Genomic DNA, 22,131 nt, shown 5'->3' on the forward strand with positions numbered 1-22,131 from the left:
TCACCGCATGCCCCTCACGCGACGCACCTTCATCAAGGCTGGCGCCATCGGCGCCGGGGCCTTGGCGGTCGCGGGCGCGTACGAGGCTTGGCGCATCCGCGACTGCCTGACGCACGCCACGGGGGCGCTGTCGCCGGCGGGGCGCGCCCTCTTTGCCGCCGTCGTCCCCGCCTTCCTCGACGGAATGGTCGCCCCGTCGGCATGGACCCCCGACTCGATGTCCGCCATGCTGGGCAACGTGGAGCGCACCATCGCCACGCTCCCGGCCTCCGCCCGCGGTGAACTGCAGCAGCTCGCCTGCCTGCTCGACCACGGGCCCGTGCGATTGCTGCTGGCGGGAAGCTGGGCGCCGTGGGCATCGGTGACTCCCGCGCGCGCGCGACAGGTGCTGGAACGCTGGCGCTTCAGCGGAACGCCGATGCTGGTGAGTGCCTACCAGGCGCTGCACGACATCACCTTCGCGTCGTGGTACGCGCAGCCCTCGGCGTGGGTGGCGATCGGCTATCCCGGCCCGCCCATGCTCACCGCGAGCCCGGCGTGAGGCACGCGTGAGCGCCCAAGGCTTCCCCGATCCGTTCGTCGCCGGCATCGCCCGCGGCTGGCACGTGACCGACGGCGCGACACTCGACGCCGGCAAGACCTTCGAGGCCGATGTGGCCATCGTCGGCACCGGCGCCGGGGGCGGGACCACCGCCGAGCTGCTTGCAACTGCCGGCCTGCGGGTCCTCCTGCTCGAGGAGGGCGGACTGCGCAGCACGCGCGACTTCCGCATGCTGGAGTCCGAGGCGTACCCGACGCTCTACCAGGAGTCGGCGTCGCGAAAGACGAAGGACAAGGGGATCAACATCATGCAGGGGCGCACCGTCGGCGGGACGACGGTCGTCAACTGGACGTCGAGCTTCCGCACGCCGGAGTCCACGCTCGCCCACTGGCAATCGCAGTTCGGACTCGGCGACCTCACCACCGAGGCACTCACGCCGTGGTGGGAGCGCATGGAGCGGCGACTGCAGGTCGCGCCGTGGGCCGCCACGCCGAACCGGAACAATCAGCTCCTGGCCGATGGCCTGACGAAGCTGGGCATCACGCCGCGCGTGATCCCGCGCAACGTGGCCGGCTGCTACAACATCGGCTACTGCGGCATGGGCTGCCCCACCAACGCCAAGCAGTCGATGCTGGTGACCACGCTTCCCGCTGCGCTCGATCGCGGCGCCGAACTGCTCTACCACGCGCGTGCCGAACGCCTGGTGTTCGAGGGGAGCGCGGTGCGCGAGATCGTGGTGACGCTCATGGGCGCCGACGGCTTCGAGCGCTCGCGCGACGCGGTACGCGTGCGCGCCCGCCACGTCGTCCTCGCCGGCGGCGCGATCAATACGCCGGCACTGCTCCTCAGGAGCGGAGCGCCCAACCCACGCGGCCTGATCGGGACGCGAACCTTCCTGCACCCGGTGACGATCTCCCCCGCGCTCTTCGCCGACCCGGTCGACGCCTTCGCGGGGGCGCCGCAGTCCATCTACTCCGATCACTTCAACGAGGCGAGCGACGCGGGGATGGGCTTCAAGCTCGAAGTGCCGCCGCTGCACCCCGTCCTCATGGGGTCGACATTCACCGGCTTCGGCACCGAGCACGCCAGCGTCATGAAGCGCATGCGCCATGCACAGGTCGTGCTCGCCCTGCTGCGCGACGGCTTCCACCCGGCGAGCGTCGGCGGAACGGTCGAGCTGCGTGACGACGGTTCGCCGGTGCTCGACTACCCCGTCTCGTCGTACGTGATGGAGGGGGCACGTCGGGCGATGACGGTGATGGCCGAGATCCAGTTCGCCGCTGGGGCGCAGGTCATCGTCCCCTTCCATGAGCGCGGGACCCCCGTGCGCACGCTCGCCGCCGCCAAGGCGCAGATCGCCGCCCTCGAGATGCACACCCCGTACGCCAAGCTCGTCAGCGCGCACGTGATGGGGGGGTGTGCCATGGCCGCCGACGACGCACGCGGGGTGACCAACTCCTTCGGGCGCGTGCACAACACCGAGGGGCTCAGTGTCATCGACGGCTCGCTCTTCCCCACGAGCGTGGGGGCCAACCCGCAGCTCTCGATCTACGGCATCGCCGCTCGATCAGCGACCGCGCTCGCCAAGGAGCTGGGGGGACGCGCGACCGAGTAGCGAAGCGGCTGACGCAAGCGTCGGTGCGTTAGGCGGCGCCCGTCTCGCGCATCACGGCTTCTTCGGCGGCACCCGAATCGCCCGCCCCGGGCGCGCCCCCGCCACCAGCGCCCCATCCCGCACCACGAATGCCCCGTTCACCAGCACGTGCGGAATCCCCACCGAGGTGAGCGCGGGCTCGGTGAACGTCGCACGGTCGACCACCTTCGCGGGATCGAAGACGGTCAGGTCGGCAAAGGCACCACGCGCCACGCGCCCACGCTTCGCCATCTGCGGGACGAAGCTCTCCAGGCGGCGCGCCGGGAGGATCGTCATCCGCGACAGCGCATCCATCAGCGTGAGGCTCTGCTGCTCGCGCACGTAATGTCCCAGGACGCGTGCGTACGTCCCTGCCCCACGCGGGTGCCCGGTCCCGTTGACGTACGGGACGCCGTCGCTGGCGATCATCACCCCGGGGTGCGCGATCGCCTTGTCGACGTTCTCCTCCTTCATCATGTGGATCACCACCCACCCGCCCTGCTTGCGATAGCGCTCGAAGCTCTCCTTCGTCAACCGCTCGCCGGTCTGCGGCCAGGCAAGGTCGCCATAGTCCACGCGCAGGTTGTCCTGCCACCCGGGGTTGAACATCGCCGACTCCAACCGCGTGGAACCGGCGGTGTAGGGATAGGCCTCGGTGGTGACGTCCATCCCCGCGGCGCGTGCCGAGTCGAGGAGGGCGAGCGAGAGCGGCAGGTCGCCTAACGAGCTGGAGGCCACGTGCACCACGTGCAGCGCCGTGCGCGACTTGGCCGCCGCGCGCACCACCTCGCGAATCGGTTCCACCCCAAAGGCACGCGTGTGCACGAAGACGGGGACGCGCCGCCCCGCCGCAACGGCAAAGAGGCGCTCGATCTCTTCCTGCGTCGCCCCGGGCGAATAGTTGATCCCGAAGCCGAGCCCGAGCCCCCCTTCGTCGAGCCCCTGCGACATCGCGGTTTCGAGGGAGGCGATCTGCACACCCGTCGCCGCCTGGTTGGCCCCGCGCGGAAGGGGCCCTAACGAGAGAATCGGGCGCGGATTGGTGGGGCCGTGCCCGATCTCCACCCCGTCGTGAAAGACGTTGTAGCGCGCCGGGCGATGCCCCACCGTCGCACCAAAGTTGAGCGGCACCTTCCCCTCCATCGCCGCGTACCACGGCGCGACGGGAAAGACCCCGGCCTCCATGTCGAGCGCGGTCGTGACACCGTCGCGCGCCTGGAGCTGCATGTCGCCCTCGGTCTGCCCGTGCGCATGCAGGTCGATGAAGCCCGGCGCCACGACGAGCCCCGTCACGTCGACGGTGTCCTTCCCCGCGAGCGGATCGGCGGAGAGCGCCGCAATCGTGTCGCCGATGATCCCCACATGCAGCGTCGCGTCGGTCCCGCTCGCAGGATCCATCACCCGGCCACCGGCAAGGACGACGTCATACGTCGGCGCCGGCGTACAGGCGAGGAACGACAGCGCAGACACGAGCGTCGCACCCTCGCGGACGCGGGTGACAGCTCGAGTGAAGCAGGACTGCTGGGGAGACATAACGAGAGGGGAAGGGAGCGTCATGCGCACGCCGCGCCAATCAGGCGATGCGGCCCCGTCATTCTCTCTCGCGTGCCGGGATCCCACAAGCGCACGCACGGGCGACAGGAGGCGAGGTCCGGCAACACGCGAGCGTCGCCCCTTCACCGTCCGGTGAGAAGGTCGAACTCGCGCGCGCCGAAGTGTGCGCTCTGCATCCCGTTCGTCACCCACCCCTCCGCCAGCCCCAGGCTCCCACGCAGGCTTCGATAGAACTGAACATCGGCCATGCTCGGCGCCAACGCACCGGCCACGTCGCCCGTGGTCCCCGCCACCGTCCACATCCGGTCGCCCACCACGCGGTCGAAGAGGAAGGGGTGGTTGTGCAGGTGAGCGACCAGGCGAAAGCCATCGGCGAGGTCGCGCCGAACGTGATCCGCGATCGTGCTGCGAAAGCGCTGCCCCACCAGGTCGGCGCTCGACAGGTACACGCGCACCTCCCCGCTGCGCCGCAGGATCAACGCCCCGAACTCCGTCGGGTGCACCAGCATCGGAAAGCGCGCCGCCTGCCACTTCCACAACATCGCCTCGAGGCAACTGATCGGGGCCACGCGCCCGGCGCCTCCCGCGAGCAACAGCGTCGCGTTGTTGGCCTCGCCGCTCCAGTCGCCTGGCATCGCGGCAAAGATCTTCCGTTGCCGCTCGATGAGTGCACGTGCCTCGGGTTCGGAGCCGAGCCGAGCGCGCACCGAGTCGCGAAACCGCGCGATCTCGGGGTCACCCGCGGCCGGTTGCCAGAATCGCGGGTAGTCGGGGAGGTCGAAGCGCCCGTGCCACTCGGACGGCGCGGCGTCGGGTACCACGATCAGCTCCGGAGCCACGCCGGCGAGCGAACAGGCCCCCGGCATCCCCAACGGTACGGTGACCGTGGGTGCGCCCCATCCACCGGCGGGGAGCGTCCTGGGCGCGCGGTGACAGCCGGGCAGGAACGCCGAGAGGCAGAGCAGTACCACGCCGCCCCCCCGCCTCGCGCCACGCCGCGTCCATGCCGGCCATGACACGTTAGGCGAGCGAAACGCATCGAGCCTTCCCGTTGGAACAGGCAGTCGGTCGTCGGTCCTCATTCCATCGCGCGACATTGGGAGGACGAGCAGGCAACTCCATCGGGAGGCCGATCCGCGTGAGGAGCTGATAAGGTGGAACGCTACCGCGCTCGCACGTGGAGAAACAGGTGCACACCGGCGCCGAAGCCCGGGACTGGCAGGAGCGACCCGACACGGGGTGCGGCTGGTGCCGAGCGCGCATGTCACCCTCCCCCATGTGCCGGATACGTGTCGCGCGGAGATATTGCGCTCGTGACCCATCCGGAACGCACCCTCCTCCTCATCGTCGCCGACGGCGTCCGCCACGACGTCCTCGCCCGCCGCATCGACGAGGGACACCTCCCCAACCTCGCCGCGCGCGCACAGCGCGGCGGACTCTATCGGGTGTCGACGGTCTTCCCGTCGGTCACCGGCCCGGCGTACGCGCCATTCCTGATGGGGCGCTTCCCCGCGCAGGTCGGAATCCCCGGGCTGCGGTGGTACGACCGTGCGCGCGAGCGCTGCCGCTTTCCCCCTTTCGCACGTAGCTACTCGGGGCCTGAGATCTGGTGGCTCGATCACGATCTCGATCCCGCGCACCCCACACTGCTCGAACTCGCGACGCCGAGCGTGGCCGGCGCGAGCATGCTCGGGCGCGGTGCGCGCGGGAGTCGCCACCCCGGGCGCGGGGTGTCGTGGATGCTGCGCGCGGTTGGTCCGCACTTCCGCGGCGACCTCGACGCGTGGCGTCGACTCGAGATCGAGGTTGCCAACGTCATCCTCGGCCACCTCCGGCGCTCGCGCCTGCGCCTGGCGGTGATGGCCTTCCTCCTCCCCGACAAGTACGCGCATGCGCTCGGCGCCGACACTGCGCCGGTGCATAGGTCGCTCGCCGACATCGACGCCTTTGTCGGTGAGGCGACCGACATCGCGACTCGCGGCGGCTGGCAGGACCAGCTTGACGTCTGGGTCGTCGCCGACCACGGACACGGCGCCGTCACGCAGCATGACGATATCGCCGACGCCGTGCGCGACGAGGGGTGGCGCGTCCTCGCGCATCCGAAGACGTGGGTTCGCCGCCCGCAGGTGGCGGTCATGGTCGGCGGCAACGCGATGGGACACGTGTACGTCGACCTCGCGCGGCGCGTGCGACAGTGGCGACCGCACCTCGACGAGTGGACGGCGCTGGAGGCGCTCCTCGTCTCGCGCGACAGCGTCGACTTCGTCGCCGTCGCCGAGGGCGCGCACACCGTGCGGGTGCGCACGCGGACTCGCGGCGATGCCCTCGTGTTGTGCGAGGGCACCGGGACGCAGGCGCGCTGGTCGTATCGATGCGACGGGGGCGACCCCCTCGGGCTGGGCGGCGACCTGGTCGCCCTCGACTCGGTCGCCGCGCACGACGCCACGAGCGACAGCGACTATCCCGACGCCTTGGTGCAGCTGGCGGCAGTGGTCCCGTCACCGCGCGCCGGCGACTTCATCGTCTCCGCCACCCCGGGGTGGGACTTCCGCGATCGCTACGAGCCCACCCCGCACGTCTCGACACACGGCGCGCTGCATCGCGAACATATGGCGGTCCCACTGCTCATCGATCGGCCGGTCGCCCGCACGCCGCGACGCACCGCCGATGTCATGCCGAGTGCGCTGTCGCTGCTGGGCATCCGATGGCCGGGCGTCCTGGACGGCATCGATTGCCTCACCGTGTAGCTCGCCCCCAGCCGGAGGGTTCGATCACCTAACGCCGACGGCGAGCTATCGCAGGCCGAGCACCCTGGAGACGAGCCGCTTCACCCCGCGCAGCCCCTTGGGCGCGCTGCTCTTGCTGCGCTTGTCGGCCACGACCGCCGTGTGATAGCGAGCCACGATGTCGGCGACGAACGACGGATCGAGGTCGGACTTGGAGGCCAGCACCGCGCGGTAGTACTGCGTGTACATGAACTCGAAGGCACTCGGGAAGTGGCGGCGCATCATCGCCACCATCTCCGGCGGCTGGGGGAAGAGCATGTTCTCGTGACGCTTTCCGCCCACGTCGTCGTAGCTCCACGTCAATCCGGTGATTCTGATCCCGCCACCAATCTGGAGATTGGGATTGAGGTGATACGGGAGCTCCTGCGGCACCGGCGACCAGGTCTGCGCCAGGATCGTGTAGTCGCCGATCGGAAGAAAGAAGATGCCGTCGTCGGCCAACCAGTACGAAACGTTCGACACGAATTGCTCGATCTCGGAGAACGTCTCGAGGTACGAGTACGCCCACCACATGGAGCTGATGACGTCGAAGCTGCCCGGGGCGAAAAGGTCGCGATTCCGGAAGTCGCCCTGCACCAACGGCACGTCCGGGTTGTTCTTCCGAGCGTACCCGAGCATCCCCGGCGACAGGTCCAGCCCTGTACGGTTGATGTTCGGGAACTGCGCCAGGAAGTACCCCGTGCCACAGGCCAGGTCGAGCCAGCGTGCCGAGGGGCCGATCCGGTCGAACGCCTTGCCGAGCACCTCGCGCTCGGCAGCCGTCTTTCCCCCGTGATTCTGGTGCGTGATGAAGCGCGCGTTGTACTGCTCGGCGTACGCCTCGTCGTAGAGCTGTTGGAGCGCTTCGGGCTTCACGGCAATGGCTCTCTCGGTGCGGGTTCGCGTGAGCCGTCGAAGAGTGGCAAGAAGTAGACCGTCTCTCCGGATCTCCGGGTCCCCAGGTCCGCGGGTCTCCGCAGACGCTCGACGCGTGTCAGTCCCTTCGCACAGGTAGGGCGGTCGCCCTGAGGATCCGGTCGAGCCGAGGATACTCCTGATCCATGAAGGCGTTGCCGCCGCGCTCCAGCGGCCCCTGTTTCCCCTGTCGCACCCCACCCCCCGACTCTTCGCCGTAGCCCGCGTAGAGCGAGTCGATCACCCCCATCCCCTCCACCACCGTCCCGAGGACGGTGAACGGCTCCGTGTCGTTCCGCGCGTTGTTCGCGAGGTTGATGTAGATCTGCGTGTTGCGCGTCGCCGGCCGGCCGGGCCCCTCGTACGAGAAGGCGAAGGTCCCGCGCTCGTTCCGCGACCGCGGCGGATCGTCGGCCAGATAGCGTCCCTTCCAGACCGCGTTCACCGTCGGGTCGCCATGCAGCCCGAACTGCGCGATGTAGCCGGCACGAACGCGATGGACGCGCGTGTCGTCGAAGTACCCGAGCCGGGTCAGATTGTAGAGTCGGTCGGCGCCGATGGGGCCCCAGGCGCGATGGAGTTCGAGTACGAAGACGCCCTTGGTGGTCTCGAAACGCAGGTGCGAGCGCTCAGGAGCAGCGCGACGCCATTCCGCATGGGCCGGATCGAGCACTATCGCCCGACGTTGAATCTGCGACAGTTCAGCGACACTACCACGGGAGATACAGGACAGCGCTGTCGCGGACACTGCAAGAACAGCGAATCGCATGCTGAGCGGTAGGCGACCGCGCCCGTGCCCATGGACCGAAGAGACGCAGGACATCGACATCACGCGCGAATTCGCCCGAGCAGGTCGACCAGCGCTGCGACGACCGAGTCCTCTCGCTCGATGTGCATCCAGACATGCGTCGCGCCGTCGAGTTCCCGCTCCTCACCACGCGGGACCGACCCGGCCAGCAGTCGATTGACCGCCTGCTTCGCCCCGTTCACCCCGCGCTGCATTCCCTCGGGAAGCGAGGCGGTTGGCGAGGCGTCGATTCCCATCGCCGACAGCACGATGAGTGGGACATCCGGGAGCCCTCCCGCTCGTCGCAGCGGTTCGTATACCAGCGCCTCCGTCTTCTGTCCCTCGAAGAAGCCGGCGCGCCACCGCTCGACGTGCCGCGCGATCAGCGGCCCCCGAACCCCCTCCGGCCAGCGCTGCAGCTTCTCGGCGAAGACGCCGCGCCAGAGCTCGAGCATCTCCGGCGGGAAGTCGGGAATTGGCGCATCGACGAACTGCGCGAACAGCTCCCGCACCTCTTGGGGATAGTGCGCATCCAGCTCCTCGTGCGCCGGATCCAGCAGGAGCAGCCCGGCGACTTCCGCAGGGAATCGCTGGGCGAAATGCCGCGCGAAGGCCCCGCCCAGGGAGTGACCGACCAGCAGATATGGCGGCGCAGCGCCCAAGGCTTCGAGCAGGGCGCGTAGCTCGTCAACGACCTCCGGCGCCGAGCGCGGAAGGTCTGCCGCATCGCTCCACCCGGTCCCCCCACGGTCGTATAGCACAGTTGCGCTATGTTCGGCGATGCGTTCGAAGACGTTGAGATAGTCGAGCCCGATCGCCCCCGCTCCCGGGAGGATCACAACCACCGGGCCGCCGGACCCCTTCGTATGAACGAAGAGCCGACGTCCGGAGACGTCGACCAGGCGACCCACGGGCGGGGCGCCCCCCTCGGGAGCCGCGCTCCGACCTTCCATCAACTCGGGCGTCATCACGAACTCCTTGAACGGGGGAGGTGACGTTCGGCAGGCGATCGCCTACATTCTCAATATTGAGAACATGAACGGAGAAATGCAAGAATGTCCAAGTCGGCGGTCGACCTGCTCATGCATCCTGTGCGGATCCGCATCGTCAACGCCCTGGCCGGGGGGCGGACCCTGACCACGGCCCAGCTCTGCGACCAGCTCCCGGACGCGTCGCAGGCCACCGTCTATCGGCACGTCGCCGCCCTCACCGAGGGGGGGATCCTCGAGGTGGACGGCGAGCAGCCGGTGCGCGGCACCCTCGAGCGCCGCTACCGCCTGCACCGCCAACAGGCCGCCATCGACGCCAGTGTCGGGCAGGTGATGTCGGCCGACGAGCACCGGCGACTCTTCACGGCGTCGATGGCGGCGCTCATCGCCGAGTTCGATGGCTACCTGCAGCGCGACGGCGCCAACCCGTATGTCGATGCCGTGTCGTACCGGCAGACCGTCGTTTGGCTGAGCGACGCGGAGCTCGCCAGCATGATTCGTGAGTTCCAGCAGCTGCTGGCGATGCGCGGGTCCGAGGAGCCAGCGCCCGGGCGATCGCCCTATATGCTCAGCACGATCCTCTTCCCGGCCGCTGGCGGCGAGACGAGCGCCTGACGCGCGCGCGCACGACGACGTGTGCGCCCGTCGACCCGAGCACGCACAACCGTGGTGCGACCCGCGCTCACTTGAACGCGGTCGAATCCCGCCAGACTTCGCGCCCCCCCAGGACGGTCAGCACGACGGGCGTCCGGGTGATCTGAAAGGGCGACACCCTGCGCAGGTCCGCGGAGAGCACGATCACGTCCGCGAGCTTCCCCACGGCGATCGTCCCCAGCTCCTGCTCGGCGTCGCTCGCCATCGCGCCACCCAGCGTGTAGGCCTTGAGCATCGTCTCGACGTCCACACGCTCCTCCGGAAAGAAGGGGGCGTCGGTCGAATCGTCCGGCGACTGGCGGGTCACCGCCACCCGGATCGCCTGCAGCGGATCGAGCGACGACACGAACCAGTCGCTGCCGCCTGCCATGATCGCGCCCGTCCGGGCCATCGTCGCCAGCGGATACTGCCATCGCGCCCGCGTGGGACCGATGCGCGGCTCGGTGAGCTCCTTCATGTACGTATCGCGAAACGCCCAGAGCGCCTGCCAGCTCGCCACCACGCCTAACGAAGCGAAGCGGCCGATATCCGTCGAATCGAAGAGCTGGATGTGCACGATCATGGGGCGCGGACCGCCCGACACGCGGCGCGACCCGTGGCGCTGCTCGATCGCGTCGAGGCTCGCCCGGATGGCGCGATCGCCGATGGCGTGCACGTGGATCTTGAAGCCCGCCGAATCGAGGGCGCGCGCGATCGCGTTGAAGCGCGCCGGCGGGAGGTTCAGGTCGCCGCGAAAGCCCGGACGATCCGTGTAGTCGGCGAGCAGCGCCGCCGTCCCCCCCTCGAGCACGCCGTCGGCGAAGATCTTGGCTGCCACCGGGCGCACCATCGGCCGCGCATACCGGTCGCGAAGGGCCGCCAGCCCTTGCACCTGCTCCGGGCCACTGTCCACGTTCACATGCAACGCGACGACCGTGCGCACCGTGAGGCGCCCGAGCGAATCGGCATCGGTGTAGGCGCGCAGGATCTCCTCCGTGGCGCTGGCCTCGTGCCAGCTCGTGATCCCCAGCTGGTTCGCGCGCCGCACCGCGCGCTCGAGCCCGACGCGCATTTCCTCGCGCGTGTGCGGCGGGATGTGCTGCTGGACCAGCTCCTGCGCCGACTCGCGCAGCGTTCCCACGGCGTTCCCCCGGGCGTCGCGCACGATCACCCCGTTCACGGGATCCCGCGTGTCGCGCGTGATTCCCGCGATGGCGAGCGCCCGCGAGTTCGCCCACCCGTTGTGCCCGTCCGCCGACGACAGGAAGGCCGGGCGACCGGGGACGAGGGAATCGAGCAAGGCCGCCGTCGGCGTCCCCCCCGCAAAGAGCGGGAGCGCGAAGCCGCCGCCACGAATCCACGATGCGTTCGGGTCGCGCGCATTGCACTCGGCCACCACCTCACGCAGCCGTTCGATCGTGGCGATGTCGGCCAGGTTGCACTCACCGAGCTGCACGCCGGCGCTCACCGGGTGCACGTGCGTATCGACGAAGCCCGGCATCAGCAGCCGATTGCCCAGCGTGACGACGCGCGTGTTCGCCCCGATCAACGAATCGACCCCGTTCTCGTCGCCAACGTAGACGATACGGTCCTTCCGGATGGCGACCGCGCGCGCTTCGGGCTGCAGTGAATCGCCCGTCCACACCGTCCCCCCGCGAAAGACAAGGTCGGCCGCGTGCTCGTTCGTCGACGAGCATGCCGCCGCAAGCAGCCCGATGACGACCAGGGCCGCCGACGAGGACGGGATTCTGTGCATGATGCGCCGCGCGTGTGAGGACGGGCGACGTTACCGGACACGCGGTGCACTGTCAAACGCGCCGCATGGGCGCCGTGGGCGCGACGTGGCGGCGGCCAGGGATGCCCTGCGCCGCCGCCCGGTGGCTTGGTGAATCGTCTACGGCGTCTTGACCGACAGGACCTGCAGCCCGGCACTCCCCTGCGCCACGAACATCGCGTTGTTGTCCGAGGCGATGTAGTTGGCCGAGCCGGGGAGGAGGAGCCGTCCGAGCGGCACCAGGGTCGGGCGCTGTCCCGAGCCGACGCCGCGGTGGTCGCTCCAAGTGACGGCAACGCCGGCTCCGCCGTCAGCCGCAAGAATGAAGTCCCCCGACAGGCTCACCGCGTTGGTGACAGCGTCGGCCGAGGAGACACCCGGGACGTTCGGGCGCGGGACGATGCCGCGCACGATGCCGCCGGAGAGGTCGACGACCTGCACGCCACCGTCGCCGGTGGCGACGAAGCCCCACGTGTCGGTGAGCGCCACCGACGACTTGGAGTCGGGGATCGTCCCCCCCTGCAGCGAGACGGTGCTGGTGAGCGCCCCTGTTGCCGCGTTGTAGAGACGCAGGCGCGCCGGCCCGCCCTGCGACACTGCGACGTACTTCCCCGACGCCCCGGTCACCGCGCGCGCGTCGGCGAAGACATCGCCCGAGACTCGCGCGAGCGTGTTGCGGTCGAGGATCGTGAGCCCTCCCACCCCCGGTCCCCCGTTCCCGGAGGTGACGTACACCCACTTGGACGAGACGTCGACCCCGGTCGCCACGTAGCTCGGGAGCTGCACGCGGGTGGTGGTCGTGCTGAGCCGCCCGCCCTGCAGGGCGATGCGCTCCAGCACCGCCCGTTCCTTGTACGTGGGGTCCTCGCTGGACGTGGCGAGGTAGATGTGCGAGTCGCTCACCGCGAGCGCGAGTACGTCGGACGTGCTGAGGATGGCCTGCGAGACCAGTCGCGGGCGGTCGGGGGTGGAGATGTCGAAGACCTCGACCGCCCCGCGCGCCACCTCGCCTAACGTCATGTAGGAGACGTAGGCGAACGAGCCGCGGACCACGACGTGCGAGGCGAGCAACGCGCTCCCGTTCACCCGCGGCGCACTCACCACCGCCGAGCGAAGGAAGGTCGTCGCGGAGGGCGGCCGTCCCACGCTGGCATTGAGGCTCGCGCGCACTCGCGCACTCGCGCCACTCGCGGAGGTGTCGGCCGTGAGTTGGACCGTGTCACCGGTGGTGTATTGCACGCGGTCGGCAAACTCGGGGGCGTCGTTCGAAACGGTCAGGCGCTCCTGGTCGGCATCGGGGGCGATCGGCATGTCGCTGGTGCTGCAGGCCGAGAGCGCGGCGAGCGACGCAAGGAGCAGGGTAGTCGGGACGAGTGCGCGAGCGGTCATCGGGGGACTCCGGGGACAACGGTCGGCGCGTCCGCCTCCATGCGGGCGACGCCGGCGCCGTGGGGAGCAACCCATGTGCCCCCCAGCGGGCGGATCCGCATCTGCCGCCCTGACAACGACTTGCCGCAATCGCTCGGCAACCTCTGCCGCCTCTCGTTCGCGCCGCCGCGGCGCAAAGTGCCGGGGGAGGCGCGCGCTGCGGCAGGAGCCGCGGCGCGCGGCCGGCGGGGACGGCCGCCTCGCGCCGGGAGCGCGGGCCGGTTCTCAGGCCCCATCGCGGGACGGCGCTCAGGCCCGTTCGCAGCTCCATCTGCGGGCCCGGTCGCAGGCCCGTGCGCGGGCGGTGGAGGACAGGGGCCCGACCGAACCGCGGGGGCGTGCTCGGCGCGTCGCGTTCGGAATTGTATACTAAATCCGAACCCCTACCCGATCTCCGATGTCCCGCCTTGCACTCCCCCTCCGGCGCCTCACCGCCTCCCTCGCGGCCCCCGCACTCGGCTGCGCGGCACTCGCCTGTCTGGCGCTCGCGACGCCGCTCGCGTCGTCCGTCGCGCAGGGGACCAAGGGCCGAGCGGCCGCCGGTCCCGATTCGCGCGCCATCCTCCAGGAGCTCGACCGCTACATCCCCAAGGCGCTCGCGGAGTGGAACGGGGCGGGGGTGGCGGTGGGGATCGTGAAGGACGATTCGCTCATCTACGCCAAGGGGTTCGGCGTTCGGGCGGTGGGGAAGCCCGACGCCGTCGACGATCGCACCGTCTTCGCCATCGGTTCCAACTCGAAGTTCTTCACCGCCGTGGCCGCCGGAATGCTCGCCGATGACGGCAAGCTGTCGCTCGACGACAAGGTCACGAAGCACCTGCCGTGGTTCCAGCTGTACGATCCGTGGGTCACGCGCGAGTTCACGCTGCGGGACGCGATGTCGCATCGCAGCGGGCTGGGGCGGCGCGGCGACGGGCTCTGGTACGGGACGCCGTATTCGCGCGACGAGATCATCCGCCGCGTGCGCTACCTCGCCCCCAACACGTCGTTCCGCACGGAGTTCGGCTACCAGAACATCATGTTCCTCACGGCCGGGCAGGCGCTGGCCGCGGCGGCGGGCACGAGCTGGGACGACCTCATGCGCGACCGGATCTTCCAGCCGCTGGGAATGACGTCGTCCAACACCAGCGTGCGATCCCTGGCGGCCATGCCTAACGTCGCCACGCCGCACGACCTCACGGGGACGATGACGCGGCCGACCGCGATTCCCTACCTCGACATCGACAACGTCGCTCCGGCCGGCTCCATCAACTCGAACGTGCAGGACATGGCGCGCTGGATGCGCTTCGTCCTTGCCGACGGGTCGTTCGGCGGCAAGCAGCTCCTCAAGCGGGAGACGCTGCTCGACATCACGTCACCGCACACCATCGCCCAGCGCGTCGTCGCCGACACCGCGGTCCCCAGCACGCACTTCAACCTCTACGCCCTCGGCATCGGCGTGTCCGACCTCCACGGGGTGAAGGTCCTGCGCCACACCGGCGGGATCGATGGTATGCTCTCCTACGTGGCGATGGTCCCGGAACGCAAGCTGGGCATCGTCGTGCTCACCAACGTCACCGGGCGCAACGCCATGTATGCCGCGCTGGGGACGCGCATCCTCACGTCGTTCCTCGGCGGTCCCACCCGCGACAACAGCGCCCTGGCGCTGGCCGAGTTCACCAAGGCCGAGCAGGCGGCGGCCGAACGTTTTCGCACGCGCATGGCGCAGCGCCCGGCCAACACGAGTCCGTCGCGCGCGTTAGGCGACTATGCCGGCACGTTCCGCAGCGAGATGTACGGCGACCTGACGGTGACGCTGGAGAACGGGGTCCTGATGGTACGCTATCCGCGGGCGGTCGAGTTCAAGCTGTGGCACTTCGCGTACGACACCTTCCTCGGGACGAGCGCCACGGAGACGGCGCCGGGGCCCGACGCGGCGGCGGTGCGCTTCTCGCTCGACCCCATGGGGGTCGTGACCAAGGTCGACGTGCAGGAGATCGGGGAGTTCACGCGGGTGCGCGCCGCGCGCTGACCGGACCCCGGGGGGGCGCGCCGCGCGCGTCGCGTCCCTCAGCGGGGGGTGCCTACCCCTCCGCCGACAGCACCCGGCGCACGCCGCGCATGAGCGTCACCGGGTCGAAGGGCTTGTAGAGCACCTCGATCGCATCCGGGAGCTCGGGGGAGTCGCCATTCGAGTGCGGGGCGCTCCCCGTGATGCACAGGACCTTGAGGCGCGGGTGGGTGCGGCGCAGCGAGTCGATCAGCTCCTTGCCCCCCACCTTGGGCATCACCAGGTCGGTGAGGAGCAGGTCGACGACGCCGTCGTGGCCATCCATGACACGCTTGGCCTCATCGCCGTTGGTCGCCGCCAGGATCGAGTAGCCAAAGCGCCGCAGCGACCGGATCATCGAGCGCCGGAGCGCCTCGTCGTCCTCGACCACGAGGACGGTCTCGCGCCCTTCGAGGCGATCGGGGGCGGGGAGCGGCGCCTGGGCGGCCGCGGTCTCGTCGTCCGCGGCCTTCGGGATGAGGATCGTGAACGTCGTCCCCACGCCGACCGTGCTCTCCACGCTGATGGCGCCGTGCGCCTGACGGACGATGCCGTAGCAGGTGGCCAGGCCGAGCCCCGTCCCCTTGCCGGACTCCTTCGTGGTGAAGAAGGGCTGGAAGATGCGCGGGAGGATGCTGGCGGGGATGCCGGCGCCACTGTCGGAGACGCGGATGCGAACCGCCGCCCCGCCGCGAAAGCCCTCGGCCGGCGCGGTGTTCTCCACGTTGTCGATCTCGATGACGACCGTCCCGCCGCGCGGCATCGCGTCGCGCGCGTTGACGAGGAGGTTGAGGAGAACCTGCTCGATGTGCCCCGCGTCGGCCACCACCGGCCAGATCTCCGGCGCCGTGCGCACGTGGAGCACGGTGTTGTCGGGGAGGGCGCGCTGCATGAGCTGTTTGAGGCCGCCGGCGAGCGCATCCAGCTGCAACACCTGCACCTGCACCGGGTGGCGCCGGGCGACCGCGAGGAGCTGGCGTGTGAGCGAGGTGGCGCGATCGGCCGCAGCGAGCAGCTGCGTGAGGTCGTCCTGTCGCGGATCCACGCTGGGCATCGTCTCCTTGATCGAGACGCCGTAGGCGAGGATGACGGTGATCAGGTTGTTGAAGTCGTGGGCGATCCCGCCCGCGAGCAGGCCGACCGCCTCCATCTTCTGGGCCTGGAAGAGTTGCTCGGCCAGTCGCGTCGACTCGGTGGTGTCGCGAATGGTGATCATCGTCGCGGCGTGTCCCCCCCATTCCACCGGGACGGCGCGCATCTCGGTCCCGACGCGTTCACCGGCACGCACGATCTCCAACGACGTGATGTCGCCGTGCGGGATGGCGAAGTCGACGGGCTCGCCGATGAAGTCCTCGCGGCGCTTGCCGAAGAGCGCCACGGCCGCATCGTTGACGTAGCGCACGCGTCCCGACGGGTCGACCACCATGACGCCGTCGGGAATCACGGCGAGCAGGCGCTCCATCTGCCGCTGCAACCCGAGGGCACGGCGCAGCTTGACGGCGAAGCGGACGGCGGCCGTCAGCGAGTCGTAGGTCCAGCTCGCCTTGGCGATGCACTCCGTCGCGCCGGTCGAGAGGAGCTGCTGCCGCAGGTTGGGGGGGAGGTCGCCGGTGATGACGATCGCCGGGACGTCGGGACAGAGGCGCATCAGCCGATGCAGCGTCTCGATCCCCTCCGAATCGGGGAGGTTGAGGTCGAGCAGGATGGCGTCCGGGAGCGGGCCACGCAGCGCCTCCAGCGCCTCGGCCATCGTCCCCACCTGCCGCAGCTCGAGCGGCGTGGACTTGAACTCGCTGAAGTACTCGCGGACCAACTCGGCGTCGCCGGGCGAGTCCTCCACCAGAAGGAGCCGAACGGGATCGATCATCCGGCGGCGCCCTCGCCGCGCCGTGCGCTCACGCTGGATCTCACGTGTCAGCCGCCACGGGGAGGCGGACGATGGTGAACCAGAAGCTCTTCACGCTTTCCACCACCTGCTGCAGCGCCGTGAGGTTCACCGGCTTGGTGACATAGCAGTTGGCGCCGGAGGCGTAACTGCGCACGATGTCGAGCTCCGCCTCCGATGAGGTGAGGACCACGACCGGGATGAGGCGCAGCTGCGGATCGCCCTTGATCTCCTGCAACATCTCCAACCCCGAGCGGCGCGGGAGGTTGAGGTCGAGCAGGATGAGGTCGGGGCGCTGGGCCGACTCGTAGGCGCCGCGCCGGTTCAGGAAGTCGGAGGCGTGCACGCCATCGACGACGACCGACAGGTCGAGCAGCACATGGCTCTGGTCGAGCGTGTCGCGGATCAGCTCGACGTCGCCCGCGTTGTCCTCGACCAGCAGGATGCGGATCGGCCGCAGCGCGTTAGGCACTGCGGTCATCGACCAGGCTCCAGGTCGCGGGGAGCGACCAGTGCGGCATCGGGCGGCCAAAGAGGAATCCCTGTGCAGAATGGCATCCGGCGGCTTTCGCCGCATCGAGCTGTCCCATCGTCTCCACTCCGTCGGCAATGACGCGAATATCCAGCTGGTTGCCAAGCGCGACGATCGATCGCACGATCGCCGCGCTCTCCTCATCGTCAGGCGCTGCGGAGACAAAGGTCCGCGACACCTTCAGTGAATCGACGCCGAAGCGCGAGAGGTACTCCTTCGACGTGAAACCGGCACCAAACCCCTTGACCGTCAGGCGGCAACCACAGTGTTTCAGCTCCTGGAGCGCCAGGTGCAAGCGCACCGAATCCCGCATGAGGATCTGTTCGGTGATCAGGAGTTCCAGCGCCTGCGGGGGAATGTCCAGCTCGCCCAGCATCGCCATCACGCTGTCGGCCAATCCGGGTTCCTCGACCTGGGCGCGCGAGAGATTGACCGCCAGCCGCAACTCGGGGTGGGCGGTGCCGCGCCACTCCGCGAGGCGGCGCGTGGCCTCGCGAATCGCCCAGTGCCCGACCGCCACCATCCCCCCCGCTTCCTCCAGCATCGGGACGAACACCGAGGGGGAGACGACCTCATCACCGCGATTCCACCGCAGGAGCAGCTCGAAGGCCTCCAACTGGTAGCCCTCCATCGAGACCTGCGGCTGGAACTGCAGCCCGAACTCGCCCCGCCGCAGCGCCACGTTGAGGTCGGCCGCGAGCGCCGAGCGGATGAGGGCCTGCTCCCCCGTCGTGACGTCGTAGAAGGCGTACCGATTGCGCCCGCGCCGCTTGGCCTGGTACAGCGCGCGGTCGGCGCACTTGACCAACTCGGCAATCGACAGCGCGGCGTCGGGATAGAGCGCGACCCCGATGCTGCACGTCACCTGCACGGTGCGCCCCCCTAGGTCGATCGCCGGCTCCAGCGAGTGCATGATGCGGCGCGCCACATCCTCCGCCTCGGACGAGGAGGCGAGGTCGTCGGCGAGAACGGCGAACTCGTCGCCCCCCATGCGCGCGACCGTATCGTAGTCGCGCACCGAGCGATGCAACCGGCGCCCGACCTGCTCCAGGAGGACATCTCCCACGTCGTGGCCGAAGGCGTCGTTGATGGTCTTGAACCGGTCGACGTCGATGTACATCACGGCGAAGTGGTTGCCGCGACGACGCGCGCGCGTGAGCGCCTGCGTCACCCGTTCCTGAAAGGTGCCGCGGTTGGCCAGCCCGGTGAGTTGATCGTAGTGTGCGAGCTGCATCAGGCGCCGCTCCGCGCGCTTGCGCTCGCGCGCATGCCGCACGGTGCGCTGGACCATCGCCGAGGTCAGCGTCCCCTTCACGAGGTAGTCCTGCGCGCCCAGTTCGACCACCTGCTGGGCGAGCGAGTCGTCCGACACCCCGCTCACCACCACGATCGCCGTGTTGGGTGCCGCCGCCTGCAACCGGGTGATGGCGTCGAAGCCGCGGGCGTCGGGGAGCGTGAGGTCGGTGAGGATGATCTCGTAGCTCGCCTCGTGCGCCCGCTCCATCGCCTCCTTGAGCCGAGTCACGCGCGTGAAGCTGCTCGCGGGGTACTCGGCGGCGAGCAGCGCCACCAGCAGGTCGGCGTCGGCGTCGTTGTCCTCGACCATCAGGATGGCAGGGGCGGGGGCGCCGTTCCCGTTGCCGCTGGCGGTCGCCTCGTGCCCCTTGCGTTGCGCGTTGAGCTGGAAGGCGCGCGCCAGGGTCGACCTGAGTTCATCGTCGTCCCACGGCTTGCCCATGACCGAGGCAATCGCCCCGTCGGCCTGCCGTGACGAACGCAGGTCGACGTTCGGGAGCCCGGTGACGATCACGAATGCGGTCGACGGCGTGAGGGGGCTGAGCCGTTCGACCAGAGTGAGGCCATCGAGCCCTGGCATGCGGAGGTCGGTGACGATGACCGCGTAGTAGCGGGTGCGGGCGAGGCGGAAGGCCTCTTCCCCAGATCCGGCGACGTCGGCCTCGTAGCCGAGGCGTCCGACCGCGCGCGCGAACGCCACGCCGACATCGGGTTCGTCGTCGACGTAGAGAATGCGATTGGCTGGATCACTCATCATCGTGCCACCATCCCCTTGCGGCTCTGCGCTGCGTGCGGTCTGCACCCGGCGGCCTAACGAACTTGCGTCGAAGGGACCAGCCCTTCTGGCAGGGGATGCGCCGACGACAGGAGCGTGCAGTGCACCGTCGTTCCCTCCCCCACCACCGACTCGACCCAGATCCGTCCCCCGTGCCGTTCCACGATCTTGCGGGCGATCGCGAGCCCGATGCCGCTCCCGGCGTAGTCGTCGCGGGTATGCAGGCGCTGGAACATGCCGAAGATGCGCTCCAGGTACTCGCGGGCGATCCCGATGCCGTTGTCGCTCACCGTCAGCCGCCAGTGCACGCCGTCGGGCACGGCCCGGATGTGCACCTCGGGGGGATCCGCGCGCCGGAACTTGATGGCGTTGCCGACGAGGTTCATCAGGAGCTGGTGCAACTGTCCCGCGTCGGCCCACACCTCGGGGAGCCGCTCCCCCTTCACCGTCGCCCCCGCACTCGTGATGGCCGGGGCCAGGTCGTGCAGGACGGCCGTGAGGACGCGCTGCATCTCGACGCGGGCCAGCGGGCGCCCCTGCGACCCCACGTGCGCAAAGCTCAGGAGGTCGCGCACCAGCTGTTGCATCCGGCGGGCGCCGTCGACGATGTGGTGGATGTAGCGCGCCCCACGCTCATCCACCTGCCCGGCGTATCGCTGCGCAAAGAGCTCGGTAAACGACGCCACCATGCGCAGCGGCTCCTGCAGGTCGTGCGACGCGACGTACGCGAACTGCGCGAGCTCCTTGTTGGAGCGCTCCAGTTCACGCTGGTGCCGTTCGAGGTCCTGTTGCGCCCGGCGGCGCTCCGAGGTGTCGGTGATGACGGCGAGCACCGAGGGCTCGTCGTGCATCTGGATCGGCGTGAGCCCGATCTCGACCGGGCACGTCGTCCCGTTCCGGCGGCGAGCCAACAGGTCGCGCCCTCCCCCCATGGGACGACGCTCCGGCGTGTCGGCGTAGCTGCGTCGCATCCCACCGTGCTGCGCGCGCAGCTCATCCGGGAGGAGGACATCCACCGATTGCCCCAGCAGGTCTTCGCGGTTCCAGCCGAAGAGCCGCTCCGCTTCGCTGTTCACCAGGCTCACCCGCCCGTCGCGGTCGGAGACCACCATCCCCATCGGGCTCGACTCGACCACGAGACGGAACCGTTCCTCGGCGCGACGACGCTCGGTCACATCGGTGACCGTCAGGATCGCCATCGGCGTCCCCCCCGGCCCGAGCACCGTCGTCCCGCCATAGGAAAAGATGCGCTCCCACCGGCGGTCGAGCCGGCGGTACCGGAGACAGACGTCACGCAATTCCTCGCCGCGCATCAGGCGAAGCAGCGGCCACTCCTCCAGCGCGAGCGGCACCCCGTCGAGGGTCAGGAGTTCGAAGACCGACGGCAGTTCGCTGATCGGGCGCTGCACTTCGGTTGGGGAGAGGAAGCCGTGCATGATCAGCCCCGCACGGTTCCAGTGCAGGAGGTGCCCATGCACATCGACGACCACGACCCCTTCGGTCAGGTTCTCGAGCACGGTGTGCAGCCGCTCCTCGCTCTCGCGCAGCAGCGCCTCGGTCCGCCATTCGTCCTCGACATCCGTCGCCGTGCCGAACCAGCGCAGGACCTCGCCCGCCGCCGTGCGCTCCGCGACCCCGTGGAAGTCGAAACGACGCCAGTCGCCGTCGGCCCGACGCAGGCGAAGCTGCGTGCGGAAGTCGGCCCCCATGCGCAGCGCCTCGGCCCACGTGTGGGCCGCGAGCGGGCGATCGTCGACGTGCACCTGCTCGAGCCACTGGTCGCCCGTGCGGGTGAAGGCGGCGAGTCCCGTGAACTCCTCCCAGCGCCCTGAGGAAAAGTCCCACTGCCCATCGGCCGTGCTCGACCAGACCATCTGGGGGAGCGAGTTCACCAGGATGCGGAGGTGCTGCTCCGAGATGGTCAGTGCCGCGGCGATGCGGTTGCGCTCCGTGATGTCGCGGGCGATGACCGCCACCCCGGGGACGAGCTGAGGGCCGAGGGCGATGGGGGAGAGCGTGAGTGCGACGTCGACCGTGCGTGCGTCGCGCCGAACGCCGGTGAGCGAGGCATTGCGCAGCGACTCGCCGTGGCGGACGCGGAGGAGGAGTTCCGTCAGCTGCGCCCGCTGCGGCTCCACGATCAGGTCGGCGACGTCGAGGCCGATGATCGACTCGGCGCTATGCCCGAAGAGGCGTTCGGCCGGCCCCGACCATGAGGTGACGCGACCGTCGGGCGACGTGGTGAACATCGCGTCGTCGGAGGTCTGCGCCACGGCGGAGAGGATGCGGTCGTGCTCCGCGCTGGTGGCGCCCCGCCCCGACGTCCCGTTGTGCGACCCGCTGCCGTTGGCCGTCGCCACGCTCATCGACGAAGCCCTCCCCTCGGGGCCGGCGCGCGACGCCGGGCGCGCGCACGGCGCGCGACGCGCCCGTGCGGCGCATCGCTCAAGGCGTCGTTCGATGTCGGCGTGCCACGTGCGTGCATATCGCCAGACTCGCGACTTGTGAGGGAAACGAACTCGGAGGCGCCGTGCGACCCGGGTGCGTCCTGTCCGTCGGAGAAGCTGCGCACCGGTTGTCGGCGAATCCGAGCAA

At 69.7% G+C, this 22,131-nt stretch carries 16 protein-coding genes; 5 read left to right on the forward strand and 11 right to left on the reverse strand.

The features are described 5' to 3' along the window. Nucleotides 1-7 precede the first annotated feature (7 nt). Together IPN47_26235 and IPN47_26240 are read left to right on the forward strand one after the other, a co-directional pair. Nucleotides 8-541 (forward strand): twin-arginine translocation signal domain-containing protein, encoded by a 534-nt coding sequence (locus tag IPN47_26235; GenBank protein ID MBK9411481.1) that lies wholly within the window; start codon nucleotides 8-10, stop codon nucleotides 539-541. 7 nt (nucleotides 542-548) lie between these two features. Continuing rightward, on the forward strand, nucleotides 549-2,156 hold the full coding sequence (locus tag IPN47_26240; protein MBK9411482.1) for a GMC family oxidoreductase: 1,608 nt from the start codon (nucleotides 549-551) through the stop codon (nucleotides 2,154-2,156). 51 nt (nucleotides 2,157-2,207) lie between these two features. Here IPN47_26240 and IPN47_26245 read toward each other — a convergent pair whose 3' ends face one another. Both IPN47_26245 and IPN47_26250 read right to left on the reverse strand, forming a co-directional pair. Then, nucleotides 2,208-3,707, reverse strand: coding sequence for an amidohydrolase family protein (locus IPN47_26245; GenBank protein MBK9411483.1), 1,500 nt, complete (start codon nucleotides 3,705-3,707; stop codon nucleotides 2,208-2,210). 143 nt (nucleotides 3,708-3,850) lie between these two features. After that, nucleotides 3,851-4,699, reverse strand: coding sequence for a hypothetical protein (locus IPN47_26250; protein ID MBK9411484.1), 849 nt, complete (start codon nucleotides 4,697-4,699; stop codon nucleotides 3,851-3,853). Nucleotides 4,700-5,041: 342 nt separating this feature from the next. On the opposite strand from IPN47_26250, the gene IPN47_26255 reads away from it, so the two are divergent. Beyond that, the gene (locus tag IPN47_26255) at nucleotides 5,042-6,475 is read left to right on the forward strand and encodes an alkaline phosphatase family protein (protein ID MBK9411485.1); all 1,434 of its coding nucleotides are present in this window, start codon (nucleotides 5,042-5,044) and stop codon (nucleotides 6,473-6,475) included. Between the two features lie 45 nt (nucleotides 6,476-6,520). On the opposite strand, the gene IPN47_26260 is transcribed toward IPN47_26255, so the two are convergent. From IPN47_26260 to IPN47_26270, 3 genes are all read right to left on the reverse strand, one after another. Then, complete coding sequence (locus tag IPN47_26260) at nucleotides 6,521-7,369, reverse strand: class I SAM-dependent methyltransferase (GenBank protein ID MBK9411486.1); 849 nt, start codon at nucleotides 7,367-7,369, stop codon at nucleotides 6,521-6,523. Nucleotides 7,370-7,487: 118 nt separating this feature from the next. Next, the gene (locus tag IPN47_26265; protein MBK9411487.1) at nucleotides 7,488-8,081 is read right to left on the reverse strand and encodes a peptidylprolyl isomerase; all 594 of its coding nucleotides are present in this window, start codon (nucleotides 8,079-8,081) and stop codon (nucleotides 7,488-7,490) included. Nucleotides 8,082-8,236: 155 nt separating this feature from the next. Next, nucleotides 8,237-9,163, reverse strand: a complete 927-nt coding sequence (locus IPN47_26270) for an alpha/beta fold hydrolase (protein ID MBK9411488.1) — start codon at nucleotides 9,161-9,163, stop codon at nucleotides 8,237-8,239. An 87-nt stretch (nucleotides 9,164-9,250) separates the two neighbouring features. On the opposite strand from IPN47_26270, the gene IPN47_26275 reads away from it, so the two are divergent. Next, nucleotides 9,251-9,799 (forward strand): helix-turn-helix domain-containing protein, encoded by a 549-nt coding sequence (locus IPN47_26275; protein ID MBK9411489.1) that lies wholly within the window; start codon nucleotides 9,251-9,253, stop codon nucleotides 9,797-9,799. Between the two features lie 67 nt (nucleotides 9,800-9,866). Here IPN47_26275 and IPN47_26280 read toward each other — a convergent pair whose 3' ends face one another. Further along, nucleotides 9,867-11,573 (reverse strand): amidohydrolase, encoded by a 1,707-nt coding sequence (locus IPN47_26280; GenBank protein ID MBK9411490.1) that lies wholly within the window; start codon nucleotides 11,571-11,573, stop codon nucleotides 9,867-9,869. A 138-nt stretch (nucleotides 11,574-11,711) separates the two neighbouring features. Then, nucleotides 11,712-12,980, reverse strand: coding sequence for a hypothetical protein (locus IPN47_26285; GenBank protein ID MBK9411491.1), 1,269 nt, complete (start codon nucleotides 12,978-12,980; stop codon nucleotides 11,712-11,714). Nucleotides 12,981-13,416: 436 nt separating this feature from the next. Between IPN47_26285 and IPN47_26290 the strand changes: the two genes are divergently transcribed. After that, entirely contained in the window at nucleotides 13,417-15,030 is a 1,614-nt protein-coding gene (locus tag IPN47_26290) for a serine hydrolase (GenBank protein ID MBK9411492.1), read from the forward strand. Between the two features lie 52 nt (nucleotides 15,031-15,082). Here IPN47_26290 and IPN47_26295 read toward each other — a convergent pair whose 3' ends face one another. Genes IPN47_26295 through IPN47_26310 form a run of 4 tightly spaced genes read right to left on the reverse strand, consistent with a single transcriptional unit; the run spans nucleotide 15,083 to nucleotide 21,896 of the window. Then, the gene (locus IPN47_26295) at nucleotides 15,083-16,915 is read right to left on the reverse strand and encodes a response regulator (GenBank protein MBK9411493.1); all 1,833 of its coding nucleotides are present in this window, start codon (nucleotides 16,913-16,915) and stop codon (nucleotides 15,083-15,085) included. Between the two features lie 40 nt (nucleotides 16,916-16,955). Then, on the reverse strand, nucleotides 16,956-17,414 hold the full coding sequence (locus IPN47_26300; GenBank protein ID MBK9411494.1) for a response regulator: 459 nt from the start codon (nucleotides 17,412-17,414) through the stop codon (nucleotides 16,956-16,958). Further along, nucleotides 17,398-19,518, reverse strand: a complete 2,121-nt coding sequence (locus IPN47_26305) for an EAL domain-containing protein (GenBank protein MBK9411495.1) — start codon at nucleotides 19,516-19,518, stop codon at nucleotides 17,398-17,400. The genes IPN47_26300 and IPN47_26305 overlap by 17 nt, the downstream gene beginning before the upstream one ends. A gap of 53 nt (nucleotides 19,519-19,571) precedes the next feature. Then, nucleotides 19,572-21,896 (reverse strand): PAS domain S-box protein, encoded by a 2,325-nt coding sequence (locus IPN47_26310; protein MBK9411496.1) that lies wholly within the window; start codon nucleotides 21,894-21,896, stop codon nucleotides 19,572-19,574. Between the last annotated feature and the right edge of the window lie 235 nt (nucleotides 21,897-22,131).

The sequence above is a fragment of the Gemmatimonadota bacterium genome, from assembly GCA_016719105.1.
Taxonomy (GTDB): domain Bacteria; phylum Gemmatimonadota; class Gemmatimonadetes; order Gemmatimonadales; family Gemmatimonadaceae; genus SCN-70-22.